This is a genomic window from Streptomyces sp. RKAG293, assembly GCF_023701745.1.
Taxonomy (GTDB): domain Bacteria; phylum Actinomycetota; class Actinomycetes; order Streptomycetales; family Streptomycetaceae; genus Actinacidiphila.
The window spans coordinates 3,077,849-3,091,990 of sequence record NZ_JAJOZB010000001.1 but is presented as its reverse complement, the minus strand read 5'-3'; the positions used below and the strand labels follow the sequence as shown (position 1 = coordinate 3,091,990).

At 67.6% G+C, this 14,142-nt stretch carries 18 protein-coding genes and 2 pseudogenes; 12 read left to right on the top strand and 8 right to left on the bottom strand.

The features are described 5' to 3' along the window. Positions 1-277: 277 nt before the first annotated feature. The 3 genes from LNW72_RS13725 to LNW72_RS13715 all read right to left on the bottom strand — a co-directional run bounded on the left by LNW72_RS13725 (position 278) and on the right by LNW72_RS13715 (position 2,352). Complete coding sequence (locus LNW72_RS13725; RefSeq protein WP_308401941.1) at positions 278-532, bottom strand: helix-turn-helix transcriptional regulator; 255 nt, start codon at positions 530-532, stop codon at positions 278-280. 247 nt (positions 533-779) lie between these two features. Then, positions 780-1,661, bottom strand: coding sequence for an RNA polymerase sigma factor SigF (locus LNW72_RS13720; protein WP_374117245.1), 882 nt, complete (start codon positions 1,659-1,661; stop codon positions 780-782). Between the two features lie 343 nt (positions 1,662-2,004). Then, positions 2,005-2,352 (bottom strand): PRC-barrel domain-containing protein, encoded by a 348-nt coding sequence (locus LNW72_RS13715; protein WP_250975670.1) that lies wholly within the window; start codon positions 2,350-2,352, stop codon positions 2,005-2,007. Positions 2,353-3,080: 728 nt separating this feature from the next. Here LNW72_RS13715 and LNW72_RS13710 point away from each other — a divergent pair. The 10 genes and pseudogenes from LNW72_RS13710 to LNW72_RS13665 all read left to right on the top strand — a co-directional run bounded on the left by LNW72_RS13710 (position 3,081) and on the right by LNW72_RS13665 (position 9,830). Next, positions 3,081-3,395, top strand: a complete 315-nt coding sequence (locus LNW72_RS13710; RefSeq protein ID WP_250975669.1) for a hypothetical protein — start codon at positions 3,081-3,083, stop codon at positions 3,393-3,395. A gap of 412 nt (positions 3,396-3,807) precedes the next feature. Continuing rightward, entirely contained in the window at positions 3,808-4,011 is a 204-nt protein-coding gene (locus LNW72_RS13705; protein WP_250975668.1) for a hypothetical protein, read from the top strand. A 393-nt stretch (positions 4,012-4,404) separates the two neighbouring features. Then, complete coding sequence (locus tag LNW72_RS13700) at positions 4,405-4,791, top strand: STAS domain-containing protein (RefSeq protein WP_250975667.1); 387 nt, start codon at positions 4,405-4,407, stop codon at positions 4,789-4,791. Between the two features lie 11 nt (positions 4,792-4,802). Then, a complete protein-coding gene (locus LNW72_RS13695; RefSeq protein ID WP_250975666.1) occupies positions 4,803-5,537 on the top strand; it encodes a GAF and ANTAR domain-containing protein in 735 nt (244 codons plus the stop codon). A 5-nt stretch (positions 5,538-5,542) separates the two neighbouring features. Beyond that, positions 5,543-6,289 (top strand): GAF and ANTAR domain-containing protein, encoded by a 747-nt coding sequence (locus tag LNW72_RS13690; protein ID WP_250975665.1) that lies wholly within the window; start codon positions 5,543-5,545, stop codon positions 6,287-6,289. A 227-nt stretch (positions 6,290-6,516) separates the two neighbouring features. Further along, positions 6,517-6,825 (top strand): annotated as a pseudogene (locus LNW72_RS41640) (serine hydrolase); the annotation flags it as partial. An 11-nt stretch (positions 6,826-6,836) separates the two neighbouring features. Next, complete coding sequence (locus LNW72_RS41635; protein WP_308401940.1) at positions 6,837-7,793, top strand: GAF domain-containing protein; 957 nt, start codon at positions 6,837-6,839, stop codon at positions 7,791-7,793. Between the two features lie 190 nt (positions 7,794-7,983). Next, entirely contained in the window at positions 7,984-8,382 is a 399-nt protein-coding gene (locus LNW72_RS13675) for an ATP-binding protein (protein ID WP_250975663.1), read from the top strand. Positions 8,383-8,718: 336 nt separating this feature from the next. Next, on the top strand, positions 8,719-9,129 hold the full coding sequence (locus LNW72_RS13670) for an STAS domain-containing protein (protein WP_250975662.1): 411 nt from the start codon (positions 8,719-8,721) through the stop codon (positions 9,127-9,129). Then, positions 9,126-9,830 (top strand): GNAT family N-acetyltransferase, encoded by a 705-nt coding sequence (locus LNW72_RS13665; RefSeq protein WP_250975661.1) that lies wholly within the window; start codon positions 9,126-9,128, stop codon positions 9,828-9,830. Before LNW72_RS13670 ends, LNW72_RS13665 begins: the two co-directional genes overlap by 4 nt. A gap of 60 nt (positions 9,831-9,890) precedes the next feature. Here the strand turns inward: LNW72_RS13665 and LNW72_RS13660 are convergent, their stop codons facing one another. Together LNW72_RS13660 and LNW72_RS13655 are read right to left on the bottom strand one after the other, a co-directional pair. Beyond that, complete coding sequence (locus LNW72_RS13660; RefSeq protein ID WP_250975660.1) at positions 9,891-10,532, bottom strand: hypothetical protein; 642 nt, start codon at positions 10,530-10,532, stop codon at positions 9,891-9,893. 232 nt (positions 10,533-10,764) lie between these two features. Continuing rightward, positions 10,765-11,601 (bottom strand): DUF1206 domain-containing protein, encoded by an 837-nt coding sequence (locus LNW72_RS13655; RefSeq protein WP_374117243.1) that lies wholly within the window; start codon positions 11,599-11,601, stop codon positions 10,765-10,767. A gap of 430 nt (positions 11,602-12,031) precedes the next feature. Between LNW72_RS13655 and LNW72_RS13650 the strand changes: the two genes are divergently transcribed. Together LNW72_RS13650 and LNW72_RS13645 are read left to right on the top strand one after the other, a co-directional pair. Beyond that, positions 12,032-12,343, top strand: a complete 312-nt coding sequence (locus LNW72_RS13650) for a hypothetical protein (RefSeq protein WP_250975658.1) — start codon at positions 12,032-12,034, stop codon at positions 12,341-12,343. 97 nt (positions 12,344-12,440) lie between these two features. Next, positions 12,441-12,667, top strand: a pseudogene (locus tag LNW72_RS13645) (chaplin). A gap of 160 nt (positions 12,668-12,827) precedes the next feature. Here the strand turns inward: LNW72_RS13645 and LNW72_RS13640 are convergent. The 3 genes from LNW72_RS13640 to LNW72_RS41630 form a co-directional block, all read right to left on the bottom strand. Next, positions 12,828-12,995, bottom strand: a complete 168-nt coding sequence (locus LNW72_RS13640) for a hypothetical protein (RefSeq protein WP_250975657.1) — start codon at positions 12,993-12,995, stop codon at positions 12,828-12,830. Between the two features lie 32 nt (positions 12,996-13,027). Beyond that, on the bottom strand, positions 13,028-13,384 hold the full coding sequence (locus LNW72_RS13635) for a PRC-barrel domain-containing protein (protein ID WP_250975656.1): 357 nt from the start codon (positions 13,382-13,384) through the stop codon (positions 13,028-13,030). A gap of 177 nt (positions 13,385-13,561) precedes the next feature. Further along, positions 13,562-13,750: a hypothetical protein gene (locus tag LNW72_RS41630; protein WP_308401939.1), complete on the bottom strand. Its 189-nt coding sequence runs from the start codon at positions 13,748-13,750 to the stop codon at positions 13,562-13,564. Between the last annotated feature and the right edge of the window lie 392 nt (positions 13,751-14,142).

Sequence of the window (14,142 nt, the reverse complement as noted above, 5' to 3'; positions counted from 1 at the left end):
CCCCGATCCGCCGTGGGTCGGGGGGAAATTCGCGTGGAAGCGACGTGCTGCTGTCCGAAACGGTGCCCGTGATGGCGCCGCGATCACCCTCATGACCCGCCGCATCACCCGCAAGCCAGCCCGCCGGGCCGAACCGTCGGCGCCCCGGCGGGACCAACTCGCGGCGGCCGCCTGATCACAGCGGATCCTCAACGGGCACGGCGTCCGTCGAACAGAGCCGTCGCGATCGCCAGCAGTTCGGTGGCGGTGCGGGTACCGTCGACCGGAACGGGGGTGGTCAGCGCGACTCCTCAGCCATCCGCATCAGCGCGTCGACGACGTGCTGGTCCGTCACTCCATAGATCGCGCACAGATCGCGCACATCGCGGGGGTTGACGGCGCGTTGGCCGAGCTCCAGGCGACTCATCTTGGGCTGGCCTACCAGAAGTCGCTCTGCCGCTTGTGTGCTGGTCAGGCCACTGGCCTTGCGGAGCCGGCGGAGCTCGGCTCCCAGATCGTGTCTCCTGCGGGTGGGATTGATGATCGCCGCCACGGGTGGTGCGCCTCCGGCTCACAAGGCCCTCTGCCACTCGGCAGCCTGCCATGATCAAATTCAGCGAGCGCATTCTGCACTGCCCTGTCGGGGCCGCTCGTGACCATCTGCCGGAGTTCACCTATCTGGCGCAAATGGCCCGCCCCAGACTCAGCCGCTGACCTGCGATGCCGAGCAAACTGTCATGTCCCGCCCACCCGTTTACTCTGCCCGCGACACGAGCGATCCGGGCCACGCGGGGCTGCGGTCAGGCTTGGGTGAGCAGGCGGGCGCGCAAGGTTTCCAGGGTTCGGGTCAGGAGGCGGGAGACGTGCATCTGGGAGACGCCCAGGACGGCTCCGATCTGGGACTGGGTCATCTCCTGGCCGAAGCGCATCTGCAGGATGCGCTGGTCACGGTCGCCCAGTTCGGCCAGCAGCGGCTTGAGGGCCTGGAGGTTCTCCACCGCGGCCATGCCGGGATCGTCCGAGCCGAGCCGGTCGGTCCGCGCGGCTCCAGCTCCGTCCTCGGTTCCGTCACCGACAGGGACGTCGAGGGAGTCTGCGGTGTAGCCGTTGCTGGCCATCATCGCCTCCGACACCTCCTCGCGGGTGAGGTCCATGTACTGCGCAAGGTCCGCGGTGGTGGGTTCACGGTTGAGGTGCTCGGTCAGTGTCTCGCGGGCCTTGGCCAGGACGATGCGCCGCTCCTGCAGACTGCGCGGCACGTGGACCGCCCAGCTGGTGTCGCGGAAGAAACGCTTGATCTCCCCGACGATGTACGGAATGGCGAAGGTGGTGAACTCCACCTCGCGCGACAGGTCGAAGCGGTCGATGGCCTTGATCAGGCCCATCGTCCCGACCTGGACGATCTCTTCCATGTCCTCGGGCCGGTTACGGAAGCGCCCGGCGGCGAACCGCACCATCGACAGGCTCATCTCGATCAGTGTGTTCCGCGCGTACTGGTACTCCCGGCTGCCTTCCTCCAGGACCCGCAACTGGTCGAAGAACAGTCTTGACACCGCACGCGCGTCCTTCGGAGCGACCTTGCGCCCGTCCTCGATCCACGGCAGCGCCCCCGCTGTGGCTGGGCAACCCCGCATCGTAGGAAACTCCACCAGCTGGCCCACTATGTCCGTTTGTGCGGTCATCTAGTCCACCCTTTAAGGCGCCCGACCATCAGGCTCCCATCTCCCGGACCTACCCCCCTCTGCCGATCCGATGTCCCCAAGGCGGCAGGGACTTCGCGGAGCCGGGGCAAAGCATCTCTGGCTCGGATGGTGGGGATCGGGTTCCCTCCAGGGCGCGGTGAGTGCCCGTCAGGCTCGGGGCGCGCGTACTTGGCCCCCGTGGATCAACTGCGAGAGGTCAAGATCACGGACTTGACCGGATGCGACCACCGTGAGGCGCCCTGCCCTCATCACACACGCGAGCGCCCCGCCTCCAGAAGGGGAACTTCTGGAGGCGGGGCGCCCTGGTGCGGCGGTGCTGCGCTCAGTCGCGGCTGCCGTAGTAGCCCTCGACCTGCTGGTGATAGCCCGCGTCACCGGTGTGCTTGTCCTTGTCGAACTCCGGAGAGTCCTTGATCTCGTCCTTGGTGAGGGCGACGTAGATCTTCCGGTCCGCGCCGTCGATGGACTGGATCGTCCCCGCCGGGAGCAGGACGTGCTTGCCGAAGATCCACACTCCGGTGTCGACAACGATGTACGCGGACCCGACCTCGTCGGACTGCTTGTCGACCTTGCCGATGCTGCCGTCGGTCGCCTCGACCTTGAACCCGGTCAGATCCGTTCCGGCCTGGTAACCCGACGCTGCCGTGTGTCCCCACATGCTGTCCGTCACAAGAAAACCTTCCGTTGCCGTGCAGGTAGTGCGAGAGATCCCGTCCGGCAATTCGGTGGGTAACTCTCAAAAGGCGCCTGCCCCGCAACCTCCGGCACACACCCGCCTCTCGCTCAGGTACCCCGCCTTCAAGGACGCGCTTTCGGACCACTTTGCCGCATATTGGAACAGATCGGTTGGCCGACGAAGCCTCGCGGCGGCCCTGCGAGCCGTCAGGGCAACCGATTCACGCTCCCAGTTGCCGTCCGCGCGGGACTGGCCTAATGCGTCATGTTGACAGGGTGCACAAATGGGGCCTAGATGGTAAATAGGGTCGAAATCTGAACGTGGGCGAAGGCTCCGCGACGAGATGGAACGGGTCGCATTCCATGCGCCTGACCTGCTCTTTGTCGACGAGGCGCACGTGACCGCGCCTGAGGGCATCGAAGGTGGATCGGCTGCGATTCTCGTTCGTGCGTTCGAGTGCAAAATGAGGAAGTGAATGTGATGGGTAGATCACCAGGTGAGGTTTCCAAGGAGGAGCTGCAGGAGGAGCGGGGTCGGAAAGGGTCACGCGATACGGGTTCGGACGAGCCGTCCGGGGGACCGGTCGATCGGCCTTCAGGTACCGCGGATGAGGATTCCGACACTGGCATCGATCCCCAGCTGCCCTCTGATTCGGACGCGCCGAACCTGCAGTCCGGCGGCGGCTGACGTGGACCGACCGGGGCACTCCACATGAGCGGAGCATGATGAGCGAGCCGAAGCAACCCGATGACATCGACACTGAAGGCAGAACTCTGCCGCCCTATGAAGGCCGCAAGAAGAGCGGCAAGGTCAGCAGTGACAAGGCGCAGTCGGTCAGGAGCGGCGTGAAGACAGCCGGCGCGGCCGGCCCAGTCGAGGACGACGACATGAAGGCGCCCGACCTCAGGGAGACCCCCGGCGGTGCGACCAGCTCACCTGCGCACGAGAGGTCCGTCAGCCGCTCCTCCAAGGCCGACGACGACGGGACCGGCCCGGCCCACCAGCGCGGCACCCCACGTGCCGAAGACCAGCCCTGAGGTGTGCTCCAAGCCTGACTCCCGGGGTCCGTGGCGCGGTGCGATGGTTACCGTGCATCTGAACGTTGCGCCGCCGTGGCTGCCATTGCCAGGTCCACCAGTGGCCCTGTCCCGGTCGTGGACACGCCCGGGGCGGGCGCAGCGAAGTTCGCCGCGTCGAATGTCGGCCCGCGCGTGATGACCAAGGCGTCGTACATGCCTAGGGGTGGCAGGGAGTTCGGAGTCAGGGTCGGGTTCCGGGGGCTGCAGTCTTCGACGAGTTGCCGGAAGGCATTTTCGGTCCTGCTGGCGAGCATGACGCAGCTGTTCGCGGGTCAGTTGTGTGGGCGGGGTGGCCGGCCGTTGCGTCAAGTGGAGACCGAGGACGATCATGGATGACCGCACCAGCCAGGCTGAGGAGCTCGGTCGAACCTTGAGCGACACCGCCTCGGTCGCGGTGGAGGTCACGTGGATCGACGGCCATGAATGGACCGTCAGCTGGTCGGACGGCCCCGGTGAGCAGCAGGTGCGCGACAGCGTGGTCCGGGCGCTGGCCGACCCCCGCTACGCCGAGCTGCGCGGCCGGCATTTCACCTTTCTCCGCAACGAAACCGGCGGCGGCTCGCGGCTGCGGTGACCGGGGGCGTGCGTGGCGCACTATGGTGCTGGCCGCAGGGGGGGGCGCCGGGCGTGTACCGACGCCTGCTCTGGGCGTGCGATGCGGTGTACACGTAGATCTTGCGGTAGGCGCGGTCGGGCGGGCTGCATCGGGACTAAGCTGCGGGCAGCGTCCCGGCCCCCGGCGTGACCCATCCGATGGTGAAGCAGATGCCCGCAGGAACGGATGACGGTGATCCGCGCCGATGGGCACCGTGGAGGGAACGCACTCATGTCGCAGCCTTTGTCAGGGCGGCGGAGCGAACGGTTCAGCTGACCGATCCATGAGGTTCGGCCACCCACCAGGTGCCAGCTGCAGCGGTAACCCCCGCTCGCCGGTGCTGGCCTGGGAGGCCGTAGAGACTGAGGCGTTATGCCTGTTCTGCAGGCGCTGGAGTTGTCTCACATCATTCGACAGGGCCAGGCGTTGATCACCGTGGCCGGTGAGCTCGACCTGGACACCGCGCCCGCGGTCAACGCGGCAATACAGCACTGTCTTCACGAAGGTGTCCGGTCGATCGACGTCGATCTCAGCGAGCTGTCCTTCTGCGACGTCAGCGGACTGAACGCCTTCCTGACCGCCGCCCGGCAGGCCCGAGCGGCCGGAAGCACGTTCCAACTGCACCACCCCTCTCGCTCGGTGACCCGAGTGTTCGAACTGACCGGCACGTGCTTCCTGCTGCTGTGCTCCCCCGCAGTGCGCGTGCCGGGCCCCTGCTGCCCCATAACGGCCGATCCGCGCGGCGCGGCGGCCTGGTGATCAGTGACCGCATGGCGGAGCTCATGCGTCGGCTGGAGCCGGAGCAGACATTCAAGAGCAGCACCGATATCGGCCCGATCATCTCGACGGCCACCGACGTCCTGGGCGCCGACGGGCTGTCGGTGTCCTTGCTGACCGAGGACGAGAAGACCGAGCTGCTGTGGTGCTCAGGGGACATCGCCCGGTGTTTCGAGGAAATGCAGCTCACCCTCGGGGAGGGCCCGGGGCCCGACGCGGTACGAACAGGGGCGATGGTGTGGGTGCCGGACCTGGCCCGCACCCGTGCCGAGCGCTGGCCCATCCTGAGCATGGAGGCCCCCGATCTTGAGGCGCGGGCGGTGTACTGCTTCCCCTTGGGCATCGGCGCGATCCGGGTCGGGGTGCTGACCGCCGTGCGGCGGATGCCGGGCCCGATGTCCGCGCAGCAGGCCGACGACGCCATCGCCATGGCCTCGGTGCTGACCGCCCACTGCCTGAACCACCACGTACTGCCCGGCACCGAGGCCGGCGGTGGGCCGGACGGCCCGCCGCAGGTGCTGAACGCCGTCATCCACCAGGCCACCGGCATGGTCTCGGCCCAGCTGTCCGTCCCCCTGCCGCAGGCGCTGGCGCGCCTACAAGGCCATGCTTACGGCAGCGGGCGCTCCCTTACCGAGGTGGCGAAGGACGTCGTGGACCGGCGCCTTCGCCTGACCGACCAGGGCAACGGTTCGCCGACGCCGCCATCCGTCGTAGACAAGGACTGAACCCCATGATCCGAGAACAACGTCTGACCGAGGTCTTCGTCGAGGTCGCCGACTCCCTGACCGACGATTTCGACGTGATCGACTTCCTGCAGCAGCTGTCCGTGCGCTGCATGGAGTTGCTGAATGTCGCGGCGGTCGGCATCATGCTGGCCGACAGCCACGACACCCTGCAGACCATCGCCGCCTCCGACGAGCACACCCGGCTGCTGGAGCTGTTCGCCCAGGAGCACGATCAGGGGCCGTGCGTGGACTGCTACAACAGCGGCAACGCCCGCACCAACATCAACCTGACCGACTGGACGATTGCCGCGAAGTGGCCGCAGTTCGCCGTCCAGGCCCAGGACACCGGCTTCGTGGCCGCCAACGCCCTGCCGCTGCGACTGCGCGGGCGGACCATCGGCGCGATGGGCCTGTTCCAGACCGACCCCGAACCCCTGACCGCCTCCGACCTCACGCTCGCCCAGGCACTCGCGGACATCGCGACCATCGCGATCCTGCAGCAGCGCACCCTGGCCCACAGCGAACTCGAACGTGGCCAACTCCAGTACGCCCTCACCAGCCGCATCGTCCTCGAACAAGTCAAAGGCATCCTCGCGGAGCGCTGGAACACCAGCGTCGATGACGCCTTCACCGCGCTGCGCACCTACGCCCGCAGCCACAGCTACCAACTCACCAGCCTCGCCCGCGAGATCGCCGACGGCACCTTCGACACCAACCAGATGTCCCGCCCGGCCACCACTCTCCGGCCCTGACACGGACCCCTACGGCTCGGCCAGCCCACGCCCGCGAAGGGCAAGGCCCGGTACGGGGGAGAGGTCGCGGCTCAGGCGGCCCGCTGTTTCGTGCGTGCGATGGCGTGGTGGTGCTGGTGGTACTGGTGGTCGGTGAGTTGGGATCTTCGCCGTCCGGAGTGTGATCGGCTCTTGGTGGGAAGAGGGCCGGCTGCCCCTTGAGTCTGCCCTGGGCACGTACTGGCCGCATGTGGCCGGGCGCCTGCTGGGGGGGCGTCACCGTCCGTCAGCTACTGACCCACTCCGCCGAACTGCCGTTGCGCGCAGCCCTCAAGGCGTCCTACGGCACCGACCCACAAACCATTTGTTCCGGGGTCCCTGCACGAGGCCCTGTACCGCCCGCACGGGCAGGCCGGCAGTACACCGACCGGGCTGCCCTCATCCTGGGATACCTCGCCGAAGACCTGTCCGGTCAGAGCCTCGACGAGCTGGCTCGCACGCGGGTCTGGGAACCGCTGGGCATGGACGGCACCCGCTTCGGTCCGCTCCCGCAGGAGGTGGCGGCTCGGTGCGCTCCCACCACAGCGGTGCCGGACCCGCCGCCGTCACCTACCACGACAAGAACGGCACCAAGAACCAGGTCCTGGTCAACCACTGCGGCTGCGGCGACCACGCCGCCGGAACCGCCGAAGCCCACCTCGCCGCCGAGGAAACCGCCGCCGCACCGGGCGGCCAGCGACCCCCAGGAGCCGCCCGGTGTCAGCTGCACCGCGAAGCCCGCACCCAACTCCTTTCGCCATACGCCGCCCCTCTGCCTGCCCCCGGTCTCACCCACCCCACGGCTGGCCCGATCATCGGCCGCAGCACCCTCCTCATCCATCCAATTGGAACCGGACAAATGGCTGTGCTGACGTACCGGCTTAGCCTGTGCGACGACCGCCTGAAACCCGCCATCCGTCCAGGTCAGCGAGTTGTGGAACAACCCACCCTGGTGATCCCCGACACCCTGGCCGATCCGGTGGCCTGCGCCAACCCGCTGGTGGCGGGCCCACTGCAGATCCGCTTCTACGCAGCCGCCCCGATCATCACGGCCGACGGACACCGGCTGGGCACCATCAACATCCTCGACACCCGCCCCCACCTGATGACCGAGGCCGACACCGCCGCCTTGGCCGACCTGGCCGCCATCGTCCTCGACAGCCTGGAACTGCGGCTGTCCGCCCTGCGCCTGCTGCGCGAGGAGCAGGCGCGGCACAAGGAACAGCAGGAGACGCGGGAGCGGGCCGAGCGGGACATGGCGGCCATCACCGCCTTCGCCACCACACTGCAGCGCACCCTGCTGCCGCCCGCACTGCCGACGATCGCCGGACTGGAACTGGCCTGCCACTACCAGACCGACTCCCCGCGGGACGTCGGCGGAGACTTCTACGACGTCTTCCCGCTGGGCGCCGATCGGTGGGCGTTCTTCCTGGGCGACTGCCACCCTCACACTCCACCCGCACCGAAAACCGGCCAGGAGCCCTGAACCCGCTGGCCCGCCTCGTACCACCAGCAACGCTCGGCATCTCGCCGAATGAAACGCAGCCCGCGGGGAAGGACTGTGCGGCCGTCGGGAGGGAAGCCAGCACATAGGATCTGCTGCAACACAGGGCTGGGGACCAATGACATATCACCTGCCCGACCCCGTTCAGCCGCCGACAGCCCCGCCCGTTCATGTGGCGCCGCTGTACTGTGCCGCTGACTGTTCCGGTGAGGCCGGCAGCATCGCCGATGCGCGGCACTGCGCGGGCACCTTCATGGATCGCCTCGCGGCAGCCCTGGGCGTACCCGTGAGCGACCGGCTCCGTTACGACGTGCAGCTCGTGGTGACGGAACTGGTGACCAACGCCAACCGGCACACGCACGGCCCGTGCTTGCTGGAGCTTGAAGGCGCGGTCGGCTCCGTCATCATCACCGTGTCGGACAGCAGCACCGCGCTTCCACGCGCGTTTCCCCCCGACCCCCAGCGGGTCGGCGGCCACGGCATCGAAATCCTCCAACGGATCTGCCAGGAACTGATCGTCGAGCGGGTACCGGTAGGCAAACGGATCCGTGCCGTCCTCGCCATATCCTGACAGCCCGCGCGGTTGCGCCATTTGTGACCGAGGGGTGAGAAGAGCGGCCTCTGCGCGGCCATTGCAGCCGACGGAGGACTATTCTGGCGTATGGACGTCCCGGACCCCGGCGTTATCGTGCCGCCGAACCGATGCTCGTGGGGACCGGATGCACTCCGTTTGTCACTGCATCACCGAGGGGAAACGGCTACGTCCCACGGTCTGGGAGATCGGGCTGTTGGGCCGGCCTTTCGCCCGCTGACCCGAAGCGTGACCGTACCGGAAGTGCCAGGCGGAGCCGGGGATCCGGCACCGCCGCACAACACAGCACCGGCCGGTCTTTGGAACCGAGGCATCATGCCCATCCCGCTCCACCTCACGGCCCATCGTCGCGACCGCCAGGCGCGGACGCTGATCACCCTGTCCGGTGACATCGATCTGGATTCGGCGCCCTTGCTGAACGCCGCTTTGGAACAGTGCCTGCACGATGGCAGCCGCACCATCGACGTCGACCTCAGCGCTGTCACCTTCTGCGACTGCACGGGCCTCAACACCTTCCTGTTCTTCCTGCAGCGCGCCACCGCCGTCGGAGGAACCCTGCGCCTGCACCGTCCACCCGTTACGGTGGCCCGGCTGTTCTCCCTCACCGACACCAGTTCGCTGCTTCTGGCCCCCTCCGCCGGCCACACCCTGCCCCCTCCAGTTCCGCTCCTCAAGGTGCCTCGGCGGCTCGCATCCGTGATGTCTGCGGCGCGTGATGCGGCATGAGGTACGGGCCGGGACAGGCGCAGAAGGTGGAGGGTCACCAGCCCTCAGCGGGCGGCGAGATGTATCTGCGCGGGCTCAACCGCTGGCAGGCCGAGGATCAGTGTGAGGACATGGCGGATCTGTACGTCGAATCGTCTGCCACCGCGCCTGGTCAGGAGTACCGCAGTCGTGAACGTTTCCTGCGACGGCTGACCGAGGACGTACGTCGGCCCGGTTTCGACATGATGGTCGCGGAGGCCACCGTGGCGGCCGAGGCACCCGCCCTGGTGGGTTGCATCTTCGGCTACCCCGTGGGGCGTGACGGTTCGTGGTGGCAGGGCCTCGACGGTGAGTTTCCGCAGGAGATCGAGCAACTCACCGCGTCCGGGCACGTCTTCGCCATCACCGAGATCGTGGTCCATCCGCACGAACAACACCGGGGCCTCGCCGGCCGCCTGCAGGAACGGCTGCTCGCCGAGCACCAGGCATCGCTCGGTGTCACCCGGGTCGACCAAACCGACGATGCCGGCCAGGCGGCCTTCCGATTATGGGGCTGGCAGGACATCGGTCAGATCCGTGACTCACTCGGCTCAGCGGTCCAGCGGGTGCTGATGCTTCCCCTCGGGGAGCGCTCGGCGGCGGTACCCGACGGCCTGGCCCACAACGCGGACAACGAGCCCCCTCGCGAAGCCGACGCCCAGGACCCGGGCATGAGGCGCTAGAACTCCACGGAGTTCGACACACCCCGCAACGGCGACCGGAGCCACCCCGCCGTCCACTCCTCAGTGCAGAATGCTGACCGCGCGCGCGATGACCAGGAGAGAGGTCATCAGGGCGGCAATGCACTGCACACTCATCATGAGTTTCGCGCGAGTGGACAGCGGCATGGTGTCCGTCGGGCTGAACGCAGTCGAATTGGTCACCGACACGTACAGGTAGTCCATCAACGTGGGCACCCAGTCGGACGTGACGCTGGAGCCGTCCGCGACCTCCTCGACGGCGTCGTCGTTCTCGTCCTGGGAGAAGCGGAAGTCCGCCAGCGGCAATTCCGCTCGGGGCACCTGCGTACGACTGACCGGGCCGCCCCGGTCCAGCTCCCAGTAGGCCAGACCGAAGACGATGATGTTGGTCAGCCACACCTGAAACGCCGCCGTCAACAGGGAGCCCCCATCCTTCACTCCGGTGGAGATCAGGTCATGGATCAAGATCCCCAGGGAAACCAGATTGCTTGCCGCGATGACCAGGACGAGCGTGAGCGACAGAATCCGGGAGAACCTGGTCTGGCGGGTCAGCCGTTTGGGATTGATCGCGATCAACGGTACGAGGAGCAGCAGTTCCAGGGCCAGCAACACATAGCGCGGTGCGATCAGCAATTGCTGCGGCAGGACCTGGTAGAGCCCGATCGCCACGAGCGTCGCGATCACAGCGGGCAGCCGGGCCTCCCCACGCCGTTCATGCCGGGGATGCCTGACCCGGGCATCGGCACGGCTCCGCGTCATATTTACGCCCTCTTCATCGCCCGAGGATCAGCTGGTGATCGAATGGAATCGGAGTCCAATTAAACTCGAAGGGCGCCTCGCGCCCTGGACCGACGCTCATGGTTCAGGGTCACCGCATTTCGGGCTCATTCCCTCCGACAGTGGCCGACGTCGCCGCTCAGAGGCGGCGCCAGCGCGCTGAGGCGAAGGAGAAGACGCCGAAGAGGATCAATCCGACCGCGATGAGGGCCAGGAGCCAGGGGCCCGCCGGGGTATCGGTGAAGCTGCGAAGCGTCGCGTCCATACCCTTGGCCTGATGCGGGTCGAAGCGGACGGCCGCTACCAGGACGAAGATCCCGGCCGTGGCGAACACGGTTCCGCGCGCCACGCCTCCGGCTACACCCAGCCCGGTGACGACCTCCCGGGTGCGGCGGCTCATCACGCCGGTGTTCAACTGCTTGAGGAACCGACGCTGCGCCGCCCGTACGGCGAGCACCGTTCCGACTCCGATCAGGGCGAGGCCCGCGAGACCCACCAGGATCCGGCCGCCCGCCATCTTCAGCGCCGACGCCGTCCAGTCCTGCGACTGCGCGTTACCACCGGACGACTCGCCACTGCCGGCGGCATAGGTGGCTATACCCCAGCAGACCGAGGCGTAGAACACCGCCCGACCACCGTCCAACAGCCGTGACCCCACCTTCCGATGAGGGCCCCTGGCCAGCAAAGCCCGAGCAGCCCGCCAGATCGCCATACAGGCGAACCCGACCACCAGCGCCCACAGCATCACCGTCCCGAAGGGCTGTGCCGCTATCTGGTGCAGTGCCCCCTGGCGGTCGGCCTGCTCACCGCCGCCGTGCCCGAAGGCGATCCGCACCGCCAGCACGCCGATGAGGACATACACGATGCCCCGTGCGACAAAGCCCGCACGCCCCGCGGTGGTCAACGTGTCCTTCTCAACGGAGCGCCGGGTTGAAGGCCGCGAGGCTCGGCTCCGACCGTGTGCGCGCGACGACATCACAAGGGTCTCCCTGACGAGTGGTCGCGTTGCCCGCGCCCTGCTGTCTCGTCTGCCCCCCGCCCGGCGTCCGATGCGCGAGGCCGGGCCTGTGGAGCGGGCGTACATCCCACCCTGAACACCGTTGAACGTCAGTCTGGTCGGCCGGTCAGGGCATCAGCCACAGAGGTGTGGATGGGGAAGACCTGTCCAGGCCGGTGAGACGGAAGATCTTGGCGACATTGGGCGTCAGGCCGGCCATGGACAAGGTGGCCCCGGCCGCTGGCTGGCGAGCCGTTACGGGAGATGACAGGCAAGACGGGGTGCCTGGAGGCGACCGCTTCGCTATTGCCTGCGGCACAACCACTTCACGATCTCCGTGACATAGCCGCGGCGTACAGTGCGCTCCTGCGCGTGACTCATCCGGTCCGCTCGTTGGTAAGGACTTCCCATGAATCCTGACACGCTGTTCGACGACCTTGCCACTGACCTCGCACCTCGCGGTGCCGCAGCCGGCACGCTGTTCGGCAAGCGCGCCCTCACCGCCGAGGGAAAGGCATTTGCCTGTCTCAAGGCCGATGCCCTCGCTTTCAAGCTCGGCCAGGGGACCCCGGCACACGCCGAAGCACTCGCCCTGCCCGGTGCCGAGCTGTTCGATCCGTCTGGCAAAGAGAAGCCTTTTAAGGACTGGGTTGCTCTCCCCATCGCCCACGCCGCCCGCTGGCCCCACTACGCCGAAACCGCGCTCAACAGCCTCAAGTAGGAGAGCGTTCGATCCCCTGGATGACGCTTGCTTCGATGCCTGGCTTCTCCGCCGCTTCAGGGATGACCTGCGAGGTTGACCGGCCGCCCGTGCCGGTATCGACGCCGACGCCCACGTTGGAGCCGTCGGCTCGCCGAGCGTTCTTTCGGGCAACCTCTTGCGGGTCCCTGTCCACATGCCGATCACATGTGCAGCAACACCCTCAACGTCATCGGGCTCCTCAACCCCACGTTCGGCAACACCTCCCAAAACATCGTCAAGCACCACGACGATGACGACAACAAGGACGCAAGGGGCGGCCACAGGGGGTACAATAACGGCTGACGCCAGTCCCCCCGAGCCCCTGCACCGTCGGGACCAGGTGTCAGCCCGCACGGGAACCGGGCCGTCGAATGCCCCGTTTCCGTGCCGCGTCCCCGGCGGAGGCCCGGGCCTCCGATTCAAGCGATGAGGACCGCAGCGCAACGAGGGGCCGTGGCGCGGGTCAGCGCACGGGCCGCCGGCCGGAGCGGCGCCAGTACACGGCGAGGAACACCACGTCGGCGATGAACAGTGTGATGGCGATGATCAGCAGGTAGAACAGCCCGTGGGCGAGGACGCCGATGACGCCCAGCACGATCGCCGCGATGACCAGGAGCAGAAAAAGAACCATAGAGCGGATGCCTCCTTGGTCGGTGCGGGCGCTCAGCGACGGGCGAGCTGCCGCTCGCCGTTGGCACCGGGCTGGTATGCGATGCCGTAGTGCTCGAAGATGGCTGCCTCATCCTCGGCGGGCAGCACGTCGTCCGTGCCGATCGCCGGGCACCGCTTCACCACTGCCTTGTCGTAGACGACTTTCACATAGCCCGGCCCGACGATCGCGCCGTCCAGCGGAACGAAGACCAGGCGGTGCCGGGTGGGCAGCCCGACTTGGACGGTGACCATCGCGGGCTCATCGGTGCTGGTGTCCACGTAGACGGCTTCGAACGTACCGATTTTGTGACCGCCGAGGTCGACAACATCGTGTGTGCGCCACTCGCGGATATCCCCAATGTGGATCATCGTTCAGCCACCTCGCTGGTCGGGCCTGGGTCGGTGTACTTCTCAGCCTGACCCCGGCCGCTCGCCTCCACCACTGCGCGCGCCGATCCATCACGGTCAGTGATCCCGTGGGCGCCGATCGCCCTTGTACCTCGGCAACCGGGAAGCCTGCATCGGCAGCTCTGCTGTGCGGCCCGTTCAAGCGATCCCGGTGCCGCGCAGCAGCAACAACGCCACGTCCACCGCCGCCGCGAACGCCGCCTGCTCCCGGCGGCGACCCAGCACCGTTCCCGCCACCGCGACCAGGCCGGCCACCACCAGCCCCGCCACCCCCCACGCGCCGTATGGCCCCGCGGGCCCCAGCACCAGGACAGCTGACGCGGCCACCAGTGGCACTGGCAAGAGCAGCCGCGCGCCGTCGGGCCCCAACACGTGCGGCCACCCGCGTACGCCCGTCGCCAGGTCTCCGCGGGTGTCCGGTAGTACATCCCCCAAGTGGACCCCCACTCCCAGCAACGCGCCCGCGGTGACGATCCACCAGGCCGGCCACGGATGCCCTGGTAGACCCAGTGCGACGAACGCGCTGCCTGGTTGCGCAAACGTGGAGGCCCTGACCAGGGGCGATTCCGGGGCGAAGATCAGGAAGACCATACTCCCGGTACATCAGCTTTTCGTCCGCTGCCCCGCAGACGTCTGCAGCCCGCGTTGCATCACCGAGCACCTCACCCTGGTGCTACTCCTGAGGCCGCATAGGTCGACTCCCGGCGGCAGCTCGCAAG

Excerpts from the sequence above, each read along its gene's own strand:
- LNW72_RS13650 (WP_250975658.1), top strand. The coding sequence starts at position 12,032 with ATGAATCCTGACACGCTGTTCGACGACCTTGCCACTGACCTCGCACCT.
- LNW72_RS13655 (WP_374117243.1), bottom strand. The coding sequence starts at position 11,601 with ATGTCGTCGCGCGCACACGGTCGGAGCCGAGCCTCGCGGCCTTCAACC.
- LNW72_RS13695 (WP_250975666.1), top strand. The coding sequence starts at position 4,803 with ATGGCGGAGCTCATGCGTCGGCTGGAGCCGGAGCAGACATTCAAGAGC.
- LNW72_RS13690 (WP_250975665.1), top strand. The coding sequence starts at position 5,543 with ATGATCCGAGAACAACGTCTGACCGAGGTCTTCGTCGAGGTCGCCGAC.
- LNW72_RS13670 (WP_250975662.1), top strand. The coding sequence starts at position 8,719 with ATGCCCATCCCGCTCCACCTCACGGCCCATCGTCGCGACCGCCAGGCG.
- LNW72_RS13710 (WP_250975669.1), top strand. The coding sequence starts at position 3,081 with ATGATGAGCGAGCCGAAGCAACCCGATGACATCGACACTGAAGGCAGA.
- LNW72_RS13665 (WP_250975661.1), top strand. The coding sequence starts at position 9,126 with ATGAGGTACGGGCCGGGACAGGCGCAGAAGGTGGAGGGTCACCAGCCC.
- LNW72_RS13635 (WP_250975656.1), bottom strand. The coding sequence starts at position 13,384 with ATGATCCACATTGGGGATATCCGCGAGTGGCGCACACACGATGTTGTC.
- LNW72_RS13640 (WP_250975657.1), bottom strand. The coding sequence starts at position 12,995 with ATGGTTCTTTTTCTGCTCCTGGTCATCGCGGCGATCGTGCTGGGCGTC.
- LNW72_RS13720 (WP_374117245.1), bottom strand. The coding sequence starts at position 1,661 with ATGACCGCACAAACGGACATAGTGGGCCAGCTGGTGGAGTTTCCTACG.
- LNW72_RS13700 (WP_250975667.1), top strand. The coding sequence starts at position 4,405 with ATGCCTGTTCTGCAGGCGCTGGAGTTGTCTCACATCATTCGACAGGGC.